We start from the raw sequence: 21,772 nt of genomic DNA, 5'->3' as shown, positions 1-21,772 counted from the left end.
GAGGTTTTTCCTAGAATGATAGGAAAGACCTCTTTTTTGCGTGCCGATGAACGTTCATTATCCTAAGGCGCGTCATAAATCATAATTGACATATACCTTATTTTTTCGTTTTGCTTGGTCTACATCTGCACCAAGCAATTCATTCTATTTGCTAAAAATCAACAAAAATTATCAAATAGATTCGTGCGTGCTCCAAAGTATAAGACCTAAAGTTGGCTAAAATTAGCTGATTTAAACCAAAAAAGAACTGCTCGCAAATGAACAGTTCTCTTTTTTTGTATTATAAGGCGATTAATTCATCCATGTTTAATTCATCTAAAGTATGCACGGTGCGGTCGGCTTGGTCTAGTGGTTCGCCAGCTAGGATGCCGATTGCGTACATGCCACAAGCTTTGATACCTGCGATACCAGCTTGTGCGTCTTCAAATCCAATCGCTTCTTCTGGTTTGATGCCGATGCTTTCTGCGGCTTTCACGAAGATTTCTGGATCTGGTTTGCCTTTGGTTAAAGTAGCAGGATCGACAATCGCGTCAAATAAATCAATAACCCCTAATTTTTCCAAGATGAATGGGGCATTTTTAGAAGCTGAGGCAATCGCACATGGCATATTTTTTTCTTTCGCTTCTAATAAAAATGCTTTGACACCAGGTAATAGGTCCGCTGGTGTTAAGTTTTGTAATAATTGTACATAAGCTTCATTCTTTTCAGCGGCTAAAGCTTCTTTTTGTTCTTGTGTATATTTATCTTGTTGGTTGCCGTGAGCTAGGATACGTTCAAGTGAATCCATGCGGCTAATTCCTTTTAATTGTTCATTGAATTTTAAGTCGATTTCAATGCCTAATTTATCAGCAAGTGCTTTCCATGCTTCGTAGTGGTATTTGGCAGTGTCAGTAATCACGCCATCTAAATCAAATACAAAACCTTTCATGATTTGTCCCTCGTTTTCTATATTTTTTAAAGTAGACTCAGGTAAGTAGACCTACCTGAGTAAATTTTTAGTAGTTGACAGTAACCGCTTGGCCTTTAGGTAATTTCACCAGTTGAGAACCTACATAGCATTGGCTGTCTTTATTGGCTGTAAGAGTAATGTCTTTTTTCGTTACCAATACTTGATAGTCGATACCGCGGATAGTGATGTTAAAGGCGATATCATCCCATTGTGCTGGTAAGTTTGGATTGAAGTGTAGCTCGCTTAGACGGATATCCATACCAGCAAAAGTTGTCAATGGAATGAATAAAGTCGCAGCCATTACCCCAGCGTGGATTCCTTCAGCAGTGGTTCCTCCTTGGATATCGCGGTAATCAGAATTTAGCGCTTCTTGGTAAAGTTTCCAAGCAAGATCATTTTCACCAATCATTGCACCTAATTGGGCATGGACGATACGTGATAAAGTAGAACCGTGTGAAGTGCGTGCTAAGTAGTAGTCTAAGTTACGTTTCACATAATCTTCAGGCACTTGGTAGTTCAAATCTTTCAAAATGTTATCAACCGTTTCTTTAGAGAAGTTATAGTAAATCATCAAACTATCCGCTTGTTTTGCAACTTTATAGCTATCAGCGGATTTGCCTTCAGCGTTTAAGATGCGGTCCATACGGTAAATGTTGCCGTATTTTTCACGGTAATGATCCCAATCGACTTCTTCTAGTTTGAAGTAATCTTGGTATTGAGCGATGATACCGTCTTGGTCAATTTCAAGGGCTAGTTGATGACGGATTTCTCCCATATGTGCAATTAATTCATCGTTTACCCCTGTTTTTGCTTGAACATTTGCAAAAATTTCAGCTGGTAATTGTTTTTGAAGGCTAGCGATTTGTTCGAATAACCAAACAACCATCATATTAGTGTAAGCGTTGTTCTTCAAGCCGCCTTTTTCAGCATTTGGATAAGATTCGTGGAATTCATCTGGTCCCATCACACCTTCAATGGAGTAGCGATCTAAGCTTTCATCCCAAATAGAGATACTTTCCCAGAAGTGGGCGATTTCTAACATTAATTCTAGACCATATTTTTCCATAAAGTCTAAGTCTTGCGTATTGTTGAAATATTGCCATACGTTATAAGCGATTGCCAATGATACGTGACGTTGGCGACGGCTGTGGTCTTCTTTCCATTCGCCACTGATTGGGTTCAAGTGTAAGAATTGTGATTGTTCATCGCCATATAGCCCTGCTTGCCAAGGGAACATCGCACCTTGGTAGCCTTCTTTTTGGGCATCTTTTTTCGCCGCAGCTAGACGACGGTAACGATACATTAATAATTCGCGCGCTGTTTCAGGGAAGTGCACGATATAAAATGGTAAAATGAATAATTCATCCCAGAAAATATGACCACGATAAGCTTCACCATGTAATCCACGAGCAGTCACAGAAGCATCCAACCCTTTATTTCCATTAGGACTAGCTGAAGCCAAGATATGGAAAGTATGAAGATTAAGCATGCGTTGAGACATATAATCGCCATGAATGGTAATTGCAGCTTTATCCCATAGTTTTTGCCAAGCTTGAGCAGATTTTTCGTAAGCTTCTTCAAAAGTATCAAAGCTTAATACGTCTAAATCAATGGTTGTTGTTGCTTCTTCTGGACGATCTTGATAGACAGCCACGGCTTTAGTAAAGGTATAAGTTTGTCCTTCGTTAGCGGCAAGGACTAGTTTTTGGAAGACTTTTTGTTCCGTTGTTTCATTGACTAAGTTTGTTAAATCTTCTTCACTGGTTAATTGTGTTGCTTGTGTGATGGTGATTTGTGATTGTTTGGTTTTAGCTACTAAGACCGCGTTGTTTGCTTTTGCTTGAGTGTTTACGACATCTAAGTGTTCGCGATTTAAGCTGCGATATCTTGCTACGTTATAGTTATAGACGCTGCCATCGATTTCGCTAACAAAAGTGACTTCACCGCTAAAGTTTAATGGTGTAAAGCTGTAACGCACATAGTATTCATGGACATTTTCCATGCTTGCAATTTTTTCAGTCGTACATGCGATTTGTTTGTCACCGACAGATAGAATGGCTTTAGCTGTAAATAATCCAGTTTTTAAGTTTAATTGACGTTTGAAATAAGTAACATTTTCTTTGGTGATTGCTACCTTTTGTCCGTCAATGATAAGATACATTTTTTGTGCATTTGGCGCATTTACGAAATCTTCATTGACCACATCATGACCGCTAACTTTTGAAGTAGCTGCATCATATAGACTAGCTAAATAAGTAGCTGGGTAAGTGTCATCAGAAATTTCCATCTCAGGGGTTGTTCCACGCAAGCCCATAAAACCATTCCCCACTGTTAATAAGGATTCGATGGAGTATTCGTCTTTACCTGGTGTGAATCCATAGTAGGCAAGTTGGAAAAGATTGTCTTTTGCTGTTGCTTCAAAGTTTTGTGCATCGCTAAAGACAAAAGGTACATTATAAGTTTCACTAATCCATTGAGCGACAGGCATAATTCCAAAGTTAGTAGGGACTAAGTATTCGTCACAACCAGTCACATAACCACCTACAAAGTCAGCAGCATCTAGAATTGTTTTTAACGCATCTAGATTTTCTGCCAAGTTATCAATGGTGTGGACTTGGTTGTCTGGTAGAGTAATTGTTGCTTTGTGGCCATCCATTAAGATTGCTACGAGTTTCATAAAGGGTCCTCCTGCTTATTGTGCTTTTTGTAGATTCAACTACTTTTCTTCCTGTATATACAAGATGATTATAAATGATTTTGCTTGGATAGACAAGTAAAAATCTTCAAAGTTTATCAATTTTAGAAACCGTTACCTTTGCTTATGTTACAAATGATAAAACTATATTCGTTCAGTTAAATACTTGTAAACTTTATATGAAGTAGGCTATACAAGTTGGGGGAAGACAAAATAAAAAAGCATCCGAAAATATCGGTATGCTTGAAGTGTCAATCAAGTCTAAATGAAGGTTTTATACCTACTTTACAAAAAACAACTGAAATCATACTATCGCTAAAAAAACTGCAAACATCCTAGGGACATTTGCAGTTTCTATCTTATAAGCCAATATATGGGGCAGGGTTTACGAATCCACGCCAGTTTGGAGTTGTTGCAATACCAAAGTGGAGATGTACACCGGTAGAATTACCAGTTGTTCCCATGAGACCAATTGTTTGGCCCGCACTGACAGAACCACCACCGACAACGATACTGCTTAGGTGTAGATAGTATGAGTAGTAGCCATCGCCATGATTGATGATGATATAGTTCCCTGCAGATGGGTCATACCCACTGCTTGCGATACTTCCGCTTCTAGAAGCAAAGACGGGTGTACCATAACTTCCAGTCAAGTCGATTCCGTCATGTTGGGTACCAGAAAAACCTGTTGGATCTTGACGAGAACCAAAACCACTAGAAACATTTAAAGAAGCAAGTGGGGCATTCCAACCACTACTTGCAGTAGGCATACTTTGAGGTATGCTAACAGTAGTATTAGTCGTTGAGTTGCTTTGGAAGGTAGCTTCCTGTTGGGCACGGGCAGCAGCTTCTTGTTCAGCTTTTAATTTTGCGGCGGCTTCTTGTCTTGCTTTTTCGGCCGCTTCTTTTTGTTTGATAAATTCATCTTTTTTCGCTTGTTCACTTGCTAAGGATGCATTTAATTCGTTTTGCTTCACATTTAAATCAAGTTTGGCGTTGACTAATTGTTCATTAGTCTTTTGTAAATCAGCAATACTATCATTAATTGTTTGCAAATTTTGTTCTGCTTGTTCTTTAGTCTTTTGCAATTCTTTTTGATCGGCTTCTTGTTGGGCCAATAGATTTTGGTTGGCTTGGACAAAGGTAAAGATTGCAAATGATTTATTGACCAAATCACCGACTGATTTTGCTTCTAATAAAGCAGAAAGCATGGTGTCGCTCTTTTGATTTAATTGCGTACTGCGTGCCAAATCTCGAATCTTTTCGCTGCGTTTTTCGATCTTTTCTTGTAACTCAACTGATTTTTTTGAAAGTTCATTGACTTTGACTTCAGCCTCATTTTTTTGTGCTAAAGTTTCATCGTATTTTGTTTGATACTTATTGATATTTTTATTTAATTGTTCGACTTCTTGGGCTAATTTCTTTTGATCAGCCTGCAAGTTTTCGATTTTTTTCGTTTGGTTTTGAATATTTTCATCGATGGTCTCTGCTAAAGCTAGAGGAGTCGCGAAAAAGTTTAAGACTAATAAACCACTTAATAGTAGCTTTTTCTTCATGCTAATAAACTCCAATCTGATAAATGCTACACCAACTATAAAATAATTGGACGGTAAAAGCAAGTTAAGTCTATGTTACAAAGATGACTAGTATTTTAGTTGGAATAAATAATCTCAATCTACTTGTCTCAAACCTACAACCAGAGACTGATTTTTCATGTAGCATTCCGATTTTCCTACAGTTTCTACAAGGGGTATAGTATAATATAACTATTGATTGAGATAGAAACAATCAGGAATATAGTTGTCATTTTTATTAGATTAGGGGTGTAAGAAATGAATGAAGTAGCAAACAGAATCAAAAAAATACGGACATGGAATATGGTTGCTTTAGTATTGACCGCTATTGGTGCTGTGGTTAGTTTAGTTACCTTGCCAAGTAGTCTATTTCCGAACCGTGAAAATTTTGAAGTCTTAGGAAAAAAAGGGCTTGAACTGTACAATCAAGTGAGCAGTACCTCATATAAAGTAGCAATTATCTTTGGGGTCGTGATGACGGTATTATTTGTGGTTTTATATTTTATTGCTTCTCGTCAATTGAGCCAAGATAAGGTACCAAGCAAGTTAATCTATTTTGCGAGTTTAGGTTATTTTGTCTTGAATTTAGTAATTGGTACATTTTTAAAAGGTGCATCAAGTGCAAATGAATTAACCAGTCAGCTAGGATCAATCGGTGTGGTCGTTACAGTTGTTAGTATGATTGCACCATTATTGTTATATATTCCGCAAATTATGTGTTTAGTGCATATCTTTGCCATTGAAAAAATAGAAGAAAAAGCATAAAGTGAGGGAATTTGAGTGAAAAGATTAAAACGTAAGACACAACTACGCCTGACATTGGTTTTTGCGATTGTGTGTGTGGTTGCTATTGGTGGGGTAGTTTGGGCTACTTTGAATGGTTCGAAAAAAGAGGAACAAAAAGGCGATTATCAAGTCGCAAAAATTGAAAAGTCAGCACCGCTATTATTTAACGGTGTTGCGCAACCAAAGGAAAGTCGGACGTTTACATTAGATCCTACATTAGGAACGATTGAAACCATTAATGTCCAAAATAATCAACAAGTAAAAGCCGGAGATGTGTTAGCAACTTACAAAAATCAAACCATTGAAGAACAAGTAAGTCAGCAAGAACAAGCTTTAAATAAATTAAACTTGGCTGTATCTAATGCGCAAAGTAGCTATAATAGTGCGGTTAATAAGAAAAATCAATTGGCTGATCAATACAATCAATTGAATAAATCTGTACAGGCCTTAAAAGCAGCTAACGATCCATCAGCAGCAGAAGTAGTTGCACAAATGGCTCAAATTAAAGAAGCTTATGATGCGGCTGGTGACGCAGTGTCTCAAGCTAAACAAGGAGTAGACAGTGCTAATTTAGAATATAGCGATGCGCAAAAAACAATTGCTCAATTAAAAGAGAAAATTAATACTAAAGTGACTGCACCGTTTGATGGCATTGTCTATGTAGATCAAAATGGAAAAAACCAAGCAACAGTGCCATATGCGACTTTAGTTTCACCCGGCACTGTGGTTCAAGCAAGTGTGACAGAATATGACTATAATAAATTAAAACAAGGACAAAAAGTGGAAGTCATGCCAGCTAATGATGAACGTAAAATTGAAGGAACGATTACCAATATTTCAACTTTACCTGAATCAGCAAGTGCTACACCATCCTTGAGTGCAGCGGTCTCAGGTGGTAGTAGTAATAGTAGTAGTAGTTCTACTTCCAGTTATGCCTTTACGGTAGAAACAGCCGAAGAAATTCATAATGGTTTTAGTGTGCAAGTGGCGATTCATTTTAATCAAATTACCGTGCCAAAAGAAGTCGTGATTGATCGCGATGGCAAGCAATATGTGTATACCTATAAAGATGGAAAAGCACATTTAACCGAAGTAACCTTAAAAGATCAAGGTACCAATTACTTAGTTGAAAAAGGATTAGCCATGGGTGATAAATACATTCTTAATCCAGATAAGAAATTAAAGGATAATCAGGAAGTGGCGGTGTTTGAATGATAGATTTAATTCATATCAACAAATACTATAAAAACGATGAAGAATCCTTACATGTCCTTAAAGATGTGAATTTGCATATTGAACAAGGGGAAATGGTCGCTGTCATGGGCCCATCTGGTTCAGGAAAATCAACATTGATTAATTTGTTGGGCTTTATTGACCGAAAATTTGAAGGAACCTATCTGTTTGAAGGAGAATCTTTAGTTGGGACGAATGATGACCGACTATCAAAAGTGCGCAATCAAACAGTGGGCTTTGTCTTTCAAAATTTTAGTCTGATTGAAAATAATACGGTTTATGAAAATGTGGAATTGCCTTTACTTTATGGCGGCTATAATTTTTCACAAACCAAAGAAAAGGTACTGGCTGCCTTAAAACGAGTTGGCTTAGAAGGTAAAGAGGATAAATATCCGAAGCAATTATCCGGTGGACAACAACAGAGGGTAGCCATTGCTAGATCGATTATTAATAATCCGAAATTTATTATTGCCGATGAACCAACTGGCGCGCTTGATACGCATACTTCCACGGAAATTATGGAATTATTTGCGGAATTAAATGAAAAAGACGGCGCGACCATTATTTTGGTTACCCATGATCCAGAAGTTGTCCCTTATTGCCATCGTTTAATTAAAATTCGCGATGGGGCAATTATTGCAGATGAGGCGGTGAAAGCATGAACTTTTATGTGAATTTTCGTTCCGCCTTTAAAGCAATTAATAATAATCGCAAACGTAGTATTTTAACGATGATTGGGATTATTATTGGGGTTAGTGCGGTGATTGCGATTTTGGCGATAGGTCGTAGCTATGAGCGTCAAACCATTGAAAGTCTAACGAAGAGCGACAACGGAAAGATTCAAGCGCAAATTTTGTTTAACCCAAATGATGATTCCTTCTATGAAACGAATCGACCTGCTTTTCAAAGTAGTGACTTGGAACTGGTTCGTCGCATTTCAGGTGTTGAGAGTGCCGAATTTGAAAAGCAAGAAACCAATAGTACAAGTTTTAGTGCATTGATAAAAAATAAAAATCAATCCATTGAAGCCAAATTGGTGAAACAAACTAACAGTGATGTCCTTGCGGGGCGCAATCTGTCTAAAGCGGATAATTTGAATCGCAGTCGAGTCGCTGTGGTCAATGAAGAGTTAGCGAAGGATTTGTATGGTACACCAGAAAATGCGTTGAATCGCGGGATTTTAATTTCCGGTCAAAATTATGCCATTGTTGGTGTGTATACTGGGATGGAGATGAGTGATGAAGAAGCGCAAATGGCCAGTATGTTTGGTGAGATGAGCAGCTATCAAGTTCAAATTCCTAAAAAAGCGTATGAATATTACTTGATTAAAGGTGATGACGCAAGCTACAGTATTGTCGTAACAATGAAAAAAGGAACACGACCTGATGAAGTGACCAATAAGGTGCTGGATAAACTGAAAAAATCAGGTAGTATGCGTCAACAAGGTAGTTATCGTTCCTTTGATACGGCTATTTTAAGTAAGGGTATCGGGAAAGTGTTAAGTACGATTACTTACTTTATTACCGCCGTGGCTGGTATTTCATTGTTTATCGCGGGTGTTGGCGTGATGAATATGATGTATATTTCAGTTTCTGAACGGACCAAAGAAATCGGGATTCGTCGAGCATTAGGCGCAACCCAACGTTCCATTATGATTCAGTTCTTAATTGAAGGGGTGCTATTGACGTTTACTGGTGGTGTAATCGGTTATTTTATCGGAATGATTTTAGCTTATAGCATTGGATCCTTGATGAAGATTCATGTTACGGTTGATTTGTTTACAATTGTCGTGGCAGTCGGCGTGTCTACGTTGATAGGTTTAATCTTCTCAGTTATGCCAGCAAGAGAAGCCGCTAAAAAAGATTTAATTGATATCTTACGTTAATGAATAAAACACCGCAGTAAGGAGATACATCTTTACGCGGTGTTTTTTTACCTAGGTTATGAGAAGGGTTGGTTAGCTAACGGAGATTTAATGAAGTAGTGCGTTTATCTACCCATACTAACCAAACGTTTGACAAAAATGGTTAGAATGGGTAGAATATGGTTAGCATGGTGAGAAGGTGATAGTATGATATTCAAGGAAAGTGAAAATGTAGAATTAAAATCGGTTGTGGTTGATGATATTAAAAAAGAAATTATTTCATTTGCGAACAGTACAGGCGGTAAGCTGTATATAGGTGTGCTCGATGATGGAACGGTCATTGGTGTTGATAATCCAGATGAAGTTGCGCTACAAGTGAGTAATATGATACGTGATGCTATAAAACCTGATTTGACGATGTTTTTGCACTATGAGACATTAAATATAGAGAATAAGCAAGTGGTTGTCATCGATGTTCAACGTGGCACAAATCGTCCGTATTATATTGCGAAAAAAGGCATACGTCCAGAAGGGGTTTATATTAGACAAGGCTTTTCTTCGGCACCTGCCAGTCAGTCGCTTATTAGGCAAATGATTAAGGAAACGGATGGCGATTATTTTGAAAATAGTCGATCTATAGAGCAAAATCTAACTTTTGAAGCTGCTAAAAAACATTTTGCTAAAAAGAATTTGCCTTTAGAAGAAGCACAGATGAAAACTTTAGGAATCTTGAACTATGAGGGATTATATACCAATCTTGGCCTTTTAATATCCGATCAATGTATACATACGATAAAAATTGCCTCTTTTGAAGGAGAGAATCAAGCACAGTTTAGAGATCGTAAAGAAATTTCAGGTTCTTTATTTGAACAAATGGAGACAGCTTATGAATATATTGATTTTCGCAACCAACGGCATTCTTCGTTTGATTCTTTATATCGTGTGGATCAAAGGGATTATCCAGAAATGGCCATCCGAGAAGCTTTGCTAAATTTATTGGTTCATCGGGAATATGCTTATCGTGCTAGTAGTTTAATCAGTATATACGCAGATCGAATAGAATTTATTTCTATGGGTGGTTTGCCAAATGGGATAACTTTGGATGATGTGATGATGGGCATTTCCGTTTGCCGCAATGAAAAGCTAGCCAATATTTTTTATCGCCTAGAGTTAATTGAATCTTATGGAACGGGTATCCAAAAAATCATGAACGCTTATTCCGAAACGGGTAAAGAACCTAAAATAGCCCTTTCTGATCATGTGTTTAAAATTATTCTGCCAAATATCAATCATATATCGGATTCTATCACTCAGCAAACAGTTGAAAACTCTCAAGAAGCAGAAATATTGTTATTAGGAAAAGAACAAAAAACATTCACTCGTAAAGATGTTCAAAATCGGCTAGGGGTCAGTCAAACTACTTCAGGCAGGTTATTAAAGAAAAGTGTAGCCGATGGTTTGATCATACAGGAAGGAAAAGGACGCTATATCCATTATCGATTATCCGAATAAAAAAATAGACGCACTACTTCAAATAGTGCGTCTATTTTAGTGCGGTTAATTTTCTTCGTCTATCTTTGCGCCTCTTAGGTACCAAATGGCAGTTTTGATTAAAATGAAAAGAAGTATGAACACAGCACCTATAAAAGGAATTCCTGAATCTTTGGTTTTATAATAATCGTGAATGACTGTTATTAATAGGTAAGCCAACCACATTCTGCTGCCGGTACCACTAAACCAAACTTTCCAGAAAAAATACTTCAAACCATGTTTCATTTTGGCCACGCACCTTTCATTCAGCTAAGCGTTCGTTCGTGTAAAATCATTCATTTAACGTAATTCAGGCAGAAGTCGCCCATCCTCCAAGAAGCTCCCACTTCAAGCGTTAAGAACCGTTATGTTTAGCTAAGTGGTGAGTAGTTCACGCTAATTAACCTGATGAATTTGTTGGGTATCAATCATCGGATAATTAAAAAGCGTGTGACTTTGCAAATCGACTTTTGACATGGACACGCAATTGATTTGATTATTGCGGTAGGTTTTATAGTAATAATTGCCACTTTCAGGATGTCCACAAGAAGCATACATCGTTAAGTCATGGGTTCCTCGTGGTGAAGTGGTTACGCCCTCAACAAAAGCCACCGAATCTAAAATATGGAAAAATTGAGTGACATTGCTAATTTCATCTTTTTCGCTGATAGAATGTTCATTTACAAATGCAGCTTTGACGAAACGAGAAGCCGGGGACCAATCGCCAGGTAGACCAATCGCGCCAAACCCTTCGCCAAATGGAGGCATATCAAAAGGTTGGTTGGTAGGTTGCTTGTCACTCAGGTTAGCATAGTGGGCTAGATTCATCAAATGATAATCAATACTTGGACTATTGGTTAAGACATTGGCTGGATTGTCGGTAATTTTGACTTTTCCTTGAATCACTTCAATCACAGCAGCTTGTTTTTTATCCGCAACGAACCAGTGCAATGTCGTATTGGGCATTTGTGCATTAAATGGAATATCAACGACATTTAAATTGTGAAAAGCCGTTTTTACTTCGGCGACGGATTGGCAATTTGCTAGGGCGTAAAGCATCAATTCATAAGGTGCTAAATTTAATTGGCCTTCTTGAACTTCCGTGGCATATTCGGCAAAATGGGGGAAGTTTAGATTAGCGATTCCTAGCCCAGCCTCATTGATCGCATCGGCATAAAGCGGATAATCCTCAACGACTACAGCGACTCCGATAAAGGCATAATGATTGGCAATGCTTTTTTCGTGCTTAAACTTGATTTCGTAGTTCTTAGGGGTAATCACAATTGATTGTCCGAAAGTATAATCCAAATCGAGATTGCGGCCAAAGTAAAAGCCGTCATTGATGTAACGTAAACCAGTACACATTTACAAAACCTTCTTTATGATTAATATTGTCTGTTTAATAAATCCATGGTTAATTGATGGATGTTATCTTTTGCGATGCCATCAGGTAATTTTTTGATATCTTCTAGTGCTTTTTTTGTAATTTTCTGAGCAATGACTTTGGCTTGTTCGACGCCACCATATTGCACCACGAGTTTGGCTACTTCTTCAATTTCTGCCAGGGTGATTTGATTTTTCTTATTCAAATATGGCGCGAAGATTTCTGGGTATTGATCTTTTACTAAAATCAAGGGTAAGGTATAAATTCCTTGGCCTAAGTCTTCCAAAATCGGTTTTTTCAAAGTTGCTTTATCTGCGGTATAATCTAAAATATCATCATAGATTTGGAAGGCTAAACCGATATTTCTGCCAATACGACTAGCTAAGCGCACCACTTGTGGAGAACAGCCACTGAAATAGGCACCTTCTTTACAAGCTAAGTAGAATAATTCAGCCGTTTTTCCGTTGATGCTGCGAAGATAATCCGTAAATTTTTCATCGATTTTAAAGCGGATGGTCATTTGATTGAGCTCGCCCATGAGTATGCGTCTCATTGTTCTGGCGTTATAAGCTAAGTATTCAGATCCATTCATCACGCTAATAAGTGTTTCGAAAAACTTGGTAAAAAGTACATCGCCTGCATATACCGCGATGTCTTTGCCAAATTGTGCTTGGACCGTAATCGCGCCACGACGCAGAGGTGAGTCATCGATAATGTCATCATGAATTAAAGTCGCCATATGTAGCATCTCTAAAGAAGCAGCGATTTTTGTCATTTTTTCCTCATCGTGGTTGGGATTTAATTCAGCAAATAGTAGACAAAGTGCCGGGCGCAACAACTTGCCACCAGAGCGAGCAAAATCTACTAGTGTTTTTGAAATGATTTCGTTATTGATTGCTACATTTTCTTCCAAATATGAGCAAACAGCTTGGAGTTTATTTTGAATCGTGGGATAATTATTCCAGTAACTTGTCATGATAATTCCTCGCAAATTAATTTATAACTTTATTGTACCTTAAATTGCTTAGAATAGGAAATATCAAAGCTTAAAAAATTAAAGGAAGTGAAAATGTGTCTTTAAAAGTGTTTTTGGAACTTGTAGAATTTAAAGCGAAAACTGCAAGTGTCTTACCGTTTTTTATAGGGCTCGCATACAGTTATTATCATTATCATACATTGCATATTGGTTTGGTATTTATTTATTTTGTGGCGATGTTTCTATTTAATATGGCGGTGGATATTTTGGATAATTATAATGACTATCACCACGCCACCGATGTTCATGATTATAAGCATAAAACCAATATTATAGGTAGAGAAAATTTGTCATTGAAGTTAGTCTTTCGCATCATGATGGGCTTAATTATTGTTTCGGCTTTGATGGGAATAGGTTTGTCAATGATTGTTGGTTGGCCGTTATTAGTGATGGGGTTGTATTGCTATTTGGTTGGCATATTTTATTCATCTGGTCCGCGCCCATTATCAAGTTTACCCCTAGGCGAATTTTTCTCTGGTTTTACAATGGGCTTTATGATTTCGCTCATTTGTGTTTATTTAAATGCTTATGATCAGTTTATTTGGAATTTTAGCACCATCGGCTCGATTTTTCTGATTTCATTACCAAATACATTATGGATAGCTAATTTGATGTTGGCCAATAATATTTGCGATTTAGAAGAAGATGAGAAGAATAATCGTTATACCATCGTTCATTATCTTGGCAAACGACGTGCATTAAACGTATTTGTAAATATGAATCGCTTCGCTTATTTGTCTATTGTTGCGACGGTTGCTTTACATTTAGCGCCTGTGATGACTTTGTTAAGTTTAGTAAGTATGCCATTTGTTTGGCAGGAAACACAAAAATTACTCGCAGTTCAAGTGAAGAACCAAACGTTTATCTGTGCGGTAAAAATTTTAGCGGTAGGTTCATTTGTTCATGTACTGAGTTTTGCATTAGGTATTTTATTACAGTAATAGAGTAACAAAAAAGTCGCGGTTACGTTGAGGGTAATCGCGACTTTTTTAGATAGAATTTGGTTTTATGCTTAGGCTGCAAACCAGATTGTTAAGTTTGCTAAGCCGTTCGCGCCATAAGTAGCATCGCAGCTTTGGAAAGTGATTGCTGCACCTTGAGAAATAAGCAAGTCGTAGGCATTTTCATCGTTGGCAACACCAGACAACATTTTAAAGATGGTATATGTTCGTCCGTCGATGGTAACTTGTGAACCTACACCTAATTCACGAATAGTACCCCCAGCCATACCAGCTCGTTCAATCAAGTAGTGGTTTGGCATTTCACTCCAACGATAGATATTACCATCTGCTGGGACATAACCTGTACCTGAGAACCAAGCGATTGGATAGTGGTGACCATTAAAGTTAAAACCACTTGTATCAACTTGTGGCTTGGGAGCAGGTGTAGGTGAACTTTGTTGAGTTATACTTGATTGGTTGGTATTTGGTGTGTTATTTTGTGCTACATTGCTACTTTCCGATTGGGTAGTAGCTGATACTTCGGTTGTTGAAATATTTGTATTGTCAACTTGTTGGGTTGCGTTGCTTTCTAGTGTTTTAGTAGCTTCTTGACTTTGTTCTGTTTGAGATTTCTTCTTAGATTCTGTTTGCGCTTTATCTAAAGTGGCCTTAACAGTTTCGGAACCACTAATATTATCAATTGTTTGTCCTAGTGTGGATGCTTGTTTATCAAATGCAACCAATTTAGTAGGTTCGCTTGCCTGAGCTGAGGTGTTCTGTATTTGAGATGTAAGGAATAGACCTCCAACAGTAAGAACGGCTCCAGCAATAGATAAGTTAACAAGTTTTTGTTTTAAAATTTTCATTATAATCTCCCCGATACTTTAGAATGTATATCTTAAGTTTCCCCAGTAATGTAAATCAAGTATGTAAAGATATAGGTTTACATACTTTTTTCTATACATGTAGTATCGGTTATATCATGAAAAAAATCAAGTAGATTTAGGAATAATAACATCTGAAAAAAACGCTATAAACAAGCTTTTGCAGCGTATTCACAATAGGCGGTAGAGGTGGTGAGGGATTATCGTGATGTTATTGTTGCATATGGAGAGAGGTTGTCATATTCGGATTGACAAGTTTACATATATGTATTGTTGGTTTGGAAATAATGTAGATATGGAAGGTAATCAAGAGGAAAATTCACAAACAAAAAAACTCGAAAGAATAAACTTCCGAGTTTTTTGATTAAGATTAAATTGTTTAGATAGAATGGATAGCAATAAAGCATCCTTTGTCATAGCGGTATCGAATTTCAGATAGTTCAAATGGACGACCATCATTAAATGTTACGACTTGTTCAATTTCAAGAACTGGATCGAATAATTGACATTCCAAATACTTTTGGTCATATCTATCTGACATGTCAGCTTTAATCTTGCGGATTGCTGAACCAATTTCATAAGGTGTTTCATTTTCAATATATTGGTATAAAGATTTTTCCAATATTGCTGTGTTTAATTCAGGGAGTGTAGCTACTGGAATAACCGTATACTCGATTCTGAAAGGCTGACCATCAAGATAACGCACACGAATGATATCATATACGCTATCGATTGGGCGTATAGCTAGTTTTTCACATTCTTCATCCTCAGGGTTTCGAACGTGAAAGGAAATCACTTTACTTGTTACTGTTTGATTAGCAGCAACTTTTTGTGATAAGCCCAGACATTCATTTGAACTTGAATCTAAGTTAGAAGTCGTTTCATCTAATGTTTTAACAAAGGTACCAACGCCTTTTTTAGAAGCAATATAGCCTTCGAGTGTTAGTACATTTAATGCTTTTTGCACAGTAACACGACTTGTGTCATAAAAATTAGCTAATTCAGTTTGTTTAGGTAGTTTTTCACCAGGTTTAAAAGTGCCACGTTGAATTTTATTCATGATATCATTTGCTATTTTTCTGTATCCACCAGTTTTTGTCATAATTCACACGTCCTTTCCTGAAAATAAGCTCGATAAGTAAGTAAACTTTGTAAATTTTCATTTTTAAAATAGATAACAAAAATATGATTGTAAATGCATTGAGATACAATTGCAAATGTACATGACGTTCTCAATTACGTCATTTCCCTATCCATGTATACAATATACTTTTTTTGATAAAAAGCAATTATCATGTATGCTGTATGTTAAGTTATTATTAATCATAACTTGCGTAATCGTTTAAAGTGTAAGTTATTTTAAAATTGAAATCGTTTTCTTTTAAAATAACTGTATAAAATATATATGCTTCTTTGCTTTTGGATTTATACTTTGATATATGAGGCTTTTTTAGTTTAGTTTTGCTTGTTTTAATATTTAAAAAAACAAAACTTCGGCTATTGGTGAAGATTAAAATAAAGGATATAGTAGATGCTATAATTTATGAATAGAAAAATGGATAGATGGAATGTTCTTTAAAAATTGAATAAATTTATTGACAAAATTGAGAATATACTATTTTTTGTCAAAATACTTACGTTGAATGTGACTATTATCAAGAAAGTATGTGGCACTGCTGTTTTTTACTTTTTTATTAAGAAATTAAAACGATTATGTGCATCTTTCACAAGTGGGGCTCTATATTATATTTATAATTAATCTAAATAAAAACAATAAAATTTAAAATAAAACATTCTATTTTGTTGGCATGTTAAGAAAAGTTTACATAGTGAAGCTAATCATCAGGTAGATTCACAAGTAAGGAAAATAGATTATAATAGGTATAGTTGATAGAAAGTAGGAATTTGATTTATGGATAAGGAGTTCAGCTTAAGAAGGCTATTTTGGTCTACATTTACTTTGAGCGCTTTTACTTTTGGTGGTGGTTATGTCATTGTCATGCTAATGAAACAAAGATTTGTTCAAAAATATGGTTGGCTAACTGAAAATGAGATGCTTGATTTTGTGGCGATTGCTCAAAGTGCGCCGGGAGCTATGGCAATTAATGGCGCAATCTTGGTAGGTTACAAGCTAGCCGGAGTAATTGGGGTATTGGTAACGGTAGTAGCTACTGTTTTACCGCCGCTAGGAATTATCACGATTTTAGCCTACCTTTACAATATATTTATCAAAATTGTTTGGGTCCAATATTTACTTTCTGGTATGCAAGTAGCTGTGGGTGCTTTAATTTTACAAGTCGTTTTGGATATGTTATTACCTATTATCAGGAAAAAACAAGGAACTGCGATTTTGATCTTTTTAATGGTGTTTGGTGCGAGTCTTTTATTCCATGTTAGTTCGGTTTATTTGATTTTAGTTTGCTTGGCTTATGGTATCATTCAAACATGGCGTGGGGTGAGTCGATGATTTATTTACAGTTATGGTGGAGTTTTGTGAAAGTAGGCCTATTCAGTTTTGGCGGTGGATATGCAGCTTTACCTTTGATTCAGCAAGAAGTTTATACCCATCATTGGCTTCATGCGACCGAACTAAATCATTTAATTACTTTATCACAAATGACACCTGGTCCAATCGCGATTAATGCGGCGACTTTTGTGGGCGTTAAAAGTGCTGGAATTATCGGGGCGATTGTGGCAACGCTAGGCTGTGTAACACCTTCTTGTATCATTGTAAGTATCATTGCCTACTATTATGTGCGTTATCAAAATTTAACGATTGTCCAAAATGTCTTACAAACTTTAAGACCTGCTGTGATTGTCTTGATTTTGGTTTCAGGATTAGAAATTTTGCGTAATAGTTTTTACGGGAATCATATGGACAACTGGTTTTCACTGGATAGCTCCAAAATTGTCCTATTTATTGTAGCACTTCTTTTATTAAGAAAGCTAAAGAGCCGGCCAATCCTAGTAATGGTTGTCATAGGGGGATTAAACATTTTTTATCAAATGTTACTTAATTGATTACTATATGAATAAAAATTTTGTGAAATAATAATTATATTAGTGTAAATATATAAAGATGAATGCTATTCTGATGTGAGAATAGCATTTTTTTCTTGTGCCATTTATGGAACTGGTATCACAAACTTTGGCACACTTCTTTGTGTCAAACATGTATTTAGATGTTGTTGAAAGCGGTAATTTATTGGGTTAAGATAAAAATGTAAACAATTACAAGAACTTTTGTGGGGTGTGCAGAACCATCCCGCACAGATTAAGAGGAGGAAGTTAAAAATGGAAGCAAACGTGCAGCAAAAGAGTTTAAAAGCAAGAGTGCAACGTTTCGGTAGTTTTCTTTCAGGAATGGTCATGCCAAATATTGGGGCCTTTATTGCTTGGGGTGTAATTACTGCCCTGTTTATTCCAACTGGATGGTGGCCAAATAAAGAATTAAACAATCTCGTTGGACCAATGATTACTTATTTATTGCCATTATTAATCGGTTATACTGGTGGACATACTGTTCATGGCCAACGTGGTGCAGTTGTTGGGGCAATTGCAACAATGGGTGTCTTAGTCGGATCTTCAGTACCAATGTTTATTGGGGCGATGGTGATGGGTCCTTTAGGTGGCTGGTGTATCAAGAAATTTGATGATGCTTTCCAAGATAAAATTGCTGCTGGATTTGAAATGTTAGTCAACAACTTTTCAGCTGGTTTGATTGGATTTGTACTTTCGATTCTAGGATATCTAGGAATTGGTCCAGTCGTTCAATCATTGACCAATGCGATGGCTAGCGGTGTAGATGCGATTATTAATGCACATTTATTACCATTAGCAAATATCTTCATTGATCCTGCGAAAATTTTATTCTTAAACAATGCCATTAACCACGGTATTTTAACACCACTTGGTACGGAACAATCCTTACAAACTGGTAAATCTATTCTATTCTTATTAGAAACCAATCCTGGTCCTGGTTTAGGTGTGTTATTAGCCTTCATGATTTTTGGTAAAGGTTCTGCCAAATCATCTGCGCCAGGTGCGATTATCATTCAATTCTTAGGTGGTATTCATGAAATTTACTTCCCATATGTCATGATGAAACCATTATTATTCTTAGCTGTTATGGCTGGTGGGGTATCAGGTACATTTACTTTCCAATTATTAGGTGCTGGTTTACGTGCTGCTGCTTCACCTGGTTCAATCATTGCTATTTTAGGAATGACTCCAAAAGGTGGATATCTTCCAGTAATTGCTGGGGTAGCCGTCGCAACAGCAGTGTCATTCTTAGTGTCAATGGTAATTATTAAATCTGATAATAAAGAGGAAGAAGATTTTGAAGCAAGTCAAGCTGCTGTGAAGGCTGCTAAAGCTGAAAGTAAAGGTCAAGTAGCTGCAACCACTCAAGCAGCACCAACTTCAAGTTCTTCAGCATCATTTGCAACGGTCGATAAAATTATCTTTGCTTGCGATGCGGGCATGGGTTCAAGTGCAATGGGTGCTTCTGTATTACGAAATAAAGTGAAAAAAGCTGGTTTAGATGTGCCAGTAAGTAACTCTGCTATTAATAATTTAACAGACGATCCAAAGGCATTAATCGTTACGCAAGTTGAATTAAAAGAACGCGCAAGTCAAAAAGCGCCAAGTGCACTATTTATTACAGTAGAAAACTTCATGAATTCACCAAGTTATGATGAAATTGTGACTAAGCTACAAGAAGTGAAAAAATAAGTAAAAGAAAAGGCTATTAGCCAGGTGACAAAAGCCTGGCTAAAGTCTTTGTTAGAGATAAGAAGAAAGGAGGGAGAGCATGTATTTTTCAAATCGTGAAAAGAAAATCTTGTCTTTGATGCTTGAGTACCCAAACGGAATTACACAAGAAGAATTAATGACACAACTGCAAATTAGTCGCCGTACTTTATATCGTGAAATTGCCAGTATCGAAAAAACTTTACAAGCTTTGGATATTCAAATCATCAAGCCTCGTGGGGCGGGATATCGTATTTTGGGTGAAAGTACGAGTTTAGACAAGTTAAAACAACAGTTCAATGAAGTACAAGAAGATATCTTTACGAATAATGTTAAACGACAAGGAGCCATTGTTTGTTCTCTGCTATTTCAAGAGGAAGAAGTGACAATTGAGAGTTTAGCAATTGATTTTCAAGTAAGCGTTGCGACGATTGTTTCTGATTTACAAACGATTGAAACCAGTTTAGTGGAATATCGTTTGCAACTGATTCGGTTAAAAGCACGTGGTATCAAAATTGAAGGCGACGAAAAAGCCAAACGCCAAATTTTAGGCAACCTGATCTTTAATGGTGTCAGTGAATATGATTTCTTCCATTATTTGGATAAGTTGACTGCCGAAAATAGCCATCAAAAAAGTGGAAATTTCTTCTTAGATTTATTAAGTACGGACAGTTTATTTTTGGCTAAAACAAGCATTTATCAATTACCCAATAATATTTTGAGCAATATTACTGATAATCAGCTACAACGTATTTTGATTTTACTGACTTTATCTATTGACCGAATGCGTTCCAATCATGTTTTAGCAAAAACGCAAGAACAAGAAGCGCGGACAGATACCATTCAGTTAGCGAATCAATTAATGGTGAAAGTCGCTACTTTTTTAAATCAATCTATTCCAAATCAAGAAGTAAGGCTGTTTGCTTATCAATTAGAAGGTATTAATTATAAACAACCACAAAATATATTTATCGATACTTATGATGTGGAGCTTTCATATAAAATTAAAGAATTTATTCGGAAGGTTTCTCAACTGAGTCAATATGATTTTCGGAAAGATGAACAGCTTTTCAAAGATTTAATGGCCCATATGAGTGCTGCCTTGAAAAGAAGTTCTCATGCGATTCAAAGTCCAGAAAATCCCCTTTTAGAAAAAGTAACAAAAAAATATGACTGGGTTACCAAGGCGGTTCGTACAAGTTTGCAGGGAATCTTTAGTCAATATCGCTTTTCAGAGGATGAAGTAGGTTACATTGTTATTCATTTTGCTACTTCCTTAGAACGTCATCCGGTTAGTCGGGATTTGTCGGTATTGGTGATTTGTTCTAGTGGGATTGGCACAGCAAGGATATTGGAGAGTCGCATTCGAAAATATTTGCCAGAGTTTCAAACGGTAAAAATTGGTAAGATTTCTGAAATGAGTCGCTTGAATTACAAGGAATTCGATTTGATTCTAGCAACTATTTTCTTGCCTGGTTTCCCGATTCCGTATAAAGTCATTTCTCCATTGTTGTTAGAAGATGAGATTAGTGAAATTAAAAGTCAACTATACAAAATGGAGACTAAGCAAGAAAAAGGTAGCGAAAAAGTACCTCAGCCAACCATATCTAGTCAGCATGTCTCGTTTCAAGAAATCTATGAATCGATGAAATTGGCTAATGATTTACTTGGCAATTTTGATTTGAAACAAGTCAAGGCACAACCAACAATTGAAGCGACATTAGCACAAATTATTCAAGAATTGAGCGGCACGATTGTTCATGATAGTCAAGCTGTGACCCAACGTGTGATTGATCGTTATTTGATTGCGCCGATTGGTATCCCACAGACGAATATGGCGCTATTTCATTGTGCGGATGAAGAAATATTGGAGCCGTACTTTGCGATATATGAGCTTGACCATACTTTCAGCATTCCTAGTATGGATCGCAAAGGGATATTATTGAAACGAATTTTACTGATGTTAGCTCCCGAGCCCATGTCAGAAAATCAACGGGCGCTTCTCGGACAGATTAGTAGTTCCATTATTGAAAGTGACTTGAATACGCAAACTTATATGCATGGTTCAAAAGAAGAAATCTATCAATTAATGAGTTCGTTATTTGTAAAAGAAATACAAAAAGATTAAGAGTTGGAGGAAGAAA

At 36.7% G+C, this 21,772-nt stretch carries 17 protein-coding genes and 1 pseudogene; 10 read left to right on the top strand and 8 right to left on the bottom strand.

Annotated elements, in window-relative coordinates:
• Window positions 1-280: 280 nt before the first annotated feature.
• The 3 genes from pgmB to ACTQZM_RS01560 form a co-directional block, all read right to left on the bottom strand.
• Window positions 281-931, bottom strand: a complete 651-nt coding sequence (pgmB, locus tag ACTQZM_RS01570) for a beta-phosphoglucomutase (RefSeq protein ID WP_026209935.1) — start codon at window positions 929-931, stop codon at window positions 281-283.
• A gap of 64 nt (window positions 932-995) precedes the next feature.
• Window positions 996-3,626 carry a glycoside hydrolase family 65 protein gene (locus tag ACTQZM_RS01565; protein WP_441652684.1) on the bottom strand — a complete coding sequence of 877 codons (2,631 nt, stop codon included), beginning with the start codon at window positions 3,624-3,626 and terminating at the stop codon, window positions 996-998.
• Between the two features lie 377 nt (window positions 3,627-4,003).
• Window positions 4,004-5,200: a murein hydrolase activator EnvC family protein gene (locus ACTQZM_RS01560; protein ID WP_441652683.1), complete on the bottom strand. Its 1,197-nt coding sequence runs from the start codon at window positions 5,198-5,200 to the stop codon at window positions 4,004-4,006.
• 276 nt (window positions 5,201-5,476) lie between these two features.
• On the opposite strand from ACTQZM_RS01560, the gene ACTQZM_RS01555 reads away from it, so the two are divergent.
• The 5 genes from ACTQZM_RS01555 (at window position 5,477) to ACTQZM_RS01535 (ending at window position 10,613) form a co-directional block, all read left to right on the top strand.
• Window positions 5,477-5,983, top strand: a complete 507-nt coding sequence (locus ACTQZM_RS01555; RefSeq protein WP_240185004.1) for a hypothetical protein — start codon at window positions 5,477-5,479, stop codon at window positions 5,981-5,983.
• A 15-nt stretch (window positions 5,984-5,998) separates the two neighbouring features.
• Window positions 5,999-7,219 carry an efflux RND transporter periplasmic adaptor subunit gene (locus ACTQZM_RS01550; RefSeq protein ID WP_441652682.1) on the top strand — a complete coding sequence of 407 codons (1,221 nt, stop codon included), beginning with the start codon at window positions 5,999-6,001 and terminating at the stop codon, window positions 7,217-7,219.
• Window positions 7,216-7,899, top strand: a complete 684-nt coding sequence (locus ACTQZM_RS01545) for an ABC transporter ATP-binding protein (protein WP_171314847.1) — start codon at window positions 7,216-7,218, stop codon at window positions 7,897-7,899. The genes ACTQZM_RS01550 and ACTQZM_RS01545 overlap by 4 nt, the downstream gene beginning before the upstream one ends.
• Window positions 7,896-9,122 carry an ABC transporter permease gene (locus ACTQZM_RS01540; protein WP_441652681.1) on the top strand — a complete coding sequence of 409 codons (1,227 nt, stop codon included), beginning with the start codon at window positions 7,896-7,898 and terminating at the stop codon, window positions 9,120-9,122. The genes ACTQZM_RS01545 and ACTQZM_RS01540 overlap by 4 nt, the downstream gene beginning before the upstream one ends.
• A gap of 186 nt (window positions 9,123-9,308) precedes the next feature.
• Window positions 9,309-10,613 (top strand): RNA-binding domain-containing protein, encoded by a 1,305-nt coding sequence (locus tag ACTQZM_RS01535; RefSeq protein WP_441652680.1) that lies wholly within the window; start codon window positions 9,309-9,311, stop codon window positions 10,611-10,613.
• 45 nt (window positions 10,614-10,658) lie between these two features.
• On the opposite strand, the gene ACTQZM_RS01530 is transcribed toward ACTQZM_RS01535, so the two are convergent.
• The 3 genes from ACTQZM_RS01530 to ACTQZM_RS01520 form a co-directional block, all read right to left on the bottom strand.
• Window positions 10,659-10,886 carry a hypothetical protein gene (locus ACTQZM_RS01530; RefSeq protein WP_441652679.1) on the bottom strand — a complete coding sequence of 76 codons (228 nt, stop codon included), beginning with the start codon at window positions 10,884-10,886 and terminating at the stop codon, window positions 10,659-10,661.
• Between the two features lie 141 nt (window positions 10,887-11,027).
• Window positions 11,028-11,996, bottom strand: a complete 969-nt coding sequence (gene bsh, locus ACTQZM_RS01525) for a choloylglycine hydrolase (RefSeq protein ID WP_441652678.1) — start codon at window positions 11,994-11,996, stop codon at window positions 11,028-11,030.
• A 20-nt stretch (window positions 11,997-12,016) separates the two neighbouring features.
• On the bottom strand, window positions 12,017-12,991 hold the full coding sequence (locus ACTQZM_RS01520; RefSeq protein ID WP_441652677.1) for a polyprenyl synthetase family protein: 975 nt from the start codon (window positions 12,989-12,991) through the stop codon (window positions 12,017-12,019).
• 95 nt (window positions 12,992-13,086) lie between these two features.
• On the opposite strand from ACTQZM_RS01520, the gene ACTQZM_RS01515 reads away from it, so the two are divergent.
• Window positions 13,087-13,992 (top strand): prenyltransferase, encoded by a 906-nt coding sequence (locus tag ACTQZM_RS01515; RefSeq protein WP_441652676.1) that lies wholly within the window; start codon window positions 13,087-13,089, stop codon window positions 13,990-13,992.
• A gap of 71 nt (window positions 13,993-14,063) precedes the next feature.
• On the opposite strand, the gene ACTQZM_RS01510 is transcribed toward ACTQZM_RS01515, so the two are convergent.
• Window positions 14,064-14,858: a hypothetical protein gene (locus tag ACTQZM_RS01510; RefSeq protein ID WP_441652675.1), complete on the bottom strand. Its 795-nt coding sequence runs from the start codon at window positions 14,856-14,858 to the stop codon at window positions 14,064-14,066.
• Between the two features lie 397 nt (window positions 14,859-15,255).
• Complete coding sequence (locus ACTQZM_RS01505; protein ID WP_171336834.1) at window positions 15,256-15,978, bottom strand: GntR family transcriptional regulator; 723 nt, start codon at window positions 15,976-15,978, stop codon at window positions 15,256-15,258.
• 810 nt (window positions 15,979-16,788) lie between these two features.
• On the opposite strand from ACTQZM_RS01505, the gene ACTQZM_RS01500 reads away from it, so the two are divergent.
• From ACTQZM_RS01500 to ACTQZM_RS01485, 4 genes and pseudogenes are all read left to right on the top strand, one after another.
• On the top strand, window positions 16,789-17,343 hold the full coding sequence (locus tag ACTQZM_RS01500; RefSeq protein WP_441652674.1) for a chromate transporter: 555 nt from the start codon (window positions 16,789-16,791) through the stop codon (window positions 17,341-17,343).
• Complete coding sequence (locus tag ACTQZM_RS01495; protein WP_441652673.1) at window positions 17,340-17,897, top strand: chromate transporter; 558 nt, start codon at window positions 17,340-17,342, stop codon at window positions 17,895-17,897. The genes ACTQZM_RS01500 and ACTQZM_RS01495 overlap by 4 nt, the downstream gene beginning before the upstream one ends.
• Window positions 17,898-18,170: 273 nt before the next feature.
• A pseudogene (locus ACTQZM_RS01490) lies at window positions 18,171-19,592 on the top strand (PTS mannitol transporter subunit IICB); the annotation flags it as partial.
• A 97-nt stretch (window positions 19,593-19,689) separates the two neighbouring features.
• The gene (locus ACTQZM_RS01485; RefSeq protein ID WP_441652672.1) at window positions 19,690-21,756 is read left to right on the top strand and encodes a BglG family transcription antiterminator; all 2,067 of its coding nucleotides are present in this window, start codon (window positions 19,690-19,692) and stop codon (window positions 21,754-21,756) included.
• Window positions 21,757-21,772: the final 16 nt, after the last annotated feature.

The sequence above is a fragment of the Enterococcus cecorum genome, assembly GCF_052119425.1.
GTDB lineage: Bacteria > Bacillota > Bacilli > Lactobacillales > Enterococcaceae > Enterococcus_E > Enterococcus_E cecorum_C.
The sequence above is the reverse complement of the archived record's forward strand: the minus strand, read 5'-3'. Positions and strand labels throughout refer to the sequence as shown.

Coding starts and splice junctions, on each gene's coding strand:
- ACTQZM_RS01565 (WP_441652684.1), bottom strand. CDS start 3,626: ATGAAACTCGTAGCAATCTTAATGGATGGCCACAAAGCAACAATTACT.
- ACTQZM_RS01560 (WP_441652683.1), bottom strand. CDS start 5,200: ATGAAGAAAAAGCTACTATTAAGTGGTTTATTAGTCTTAAACTTTTTC.
- ACTQZM_RS01555 (WP_240185004.1), top strand. CDS start 5,477: ATGAATGAAGTAGCAAACAGAATCAAAAAAATACGGACATGGAATATG.
- ACTQZM_RS01545 (WP_171314847.1), top strand. CDS start 7,216: ATGATAGATTTAATTCATATCAACAAATACTATAAAAACGATGAAGAA.
- ACTQZM_RS01540 (WP_441652681.1), top strand. CDS start 7,896: ATGAACTTTTATGTGAATTTTCGTTCCGCCTTTAAAGCAATTAATAAT.
- ACTQZM_RS01535 (WP_441652680.1), top strand. CDS start 9,309: ATGATATTCAAGGAAAGTGAAAATGTAGAATTAAAATCGGTTGTGGTT.
- bsh (WP_441652678.1), bottom strand. CDS start 11,996: ATGTGTACTGGTTTACGTTACATCAATGACGGCTTTTACTTTGGCCGC.
- ACTQZM_RS01520 (WP_441652677.1), bottom strand. CDS start 12,991: ATGACAAGTTACTGGAATAATTATCCCACGATTCAAAATAAACTCCAA.
- ACTQZM_RS01510 (WP_441652675.1), bottom strand. CDS start 14,858: ATGAAAATTTTAAAACAAAAACTTGTTAACTTATCTATTGCTGGAGCC.
- ACTQZM_RS01505 (WP_171336834.1), bottom strand. CDS start 15,978: ATGACAAAAACTGGTGGATACAGAAAAATAGCAAATGATATCATGAAT.
- ACTQZM_RS01500 (WP_441652674.1), top strand. CDS start 16,789: ATGGATAAGGAGTTCAGCTTAAGAAGGCTATTTTGGTCTACATTTACT.
- ACTQZM_RS01495 (WP_441652673.1), top strand. CDS start 17,340: ATGATTTATTTACAGTTATGGTGGAGTTTTGTGAAAGTAGGCCTATTC.
- ACTQZM_RS01485 (WP_441652672.1), top strand. CDS start 19,690: ATGTATTTTTCAAATCGTGAAAAGAAAATCTTGTCTTTGATGCTTGAG.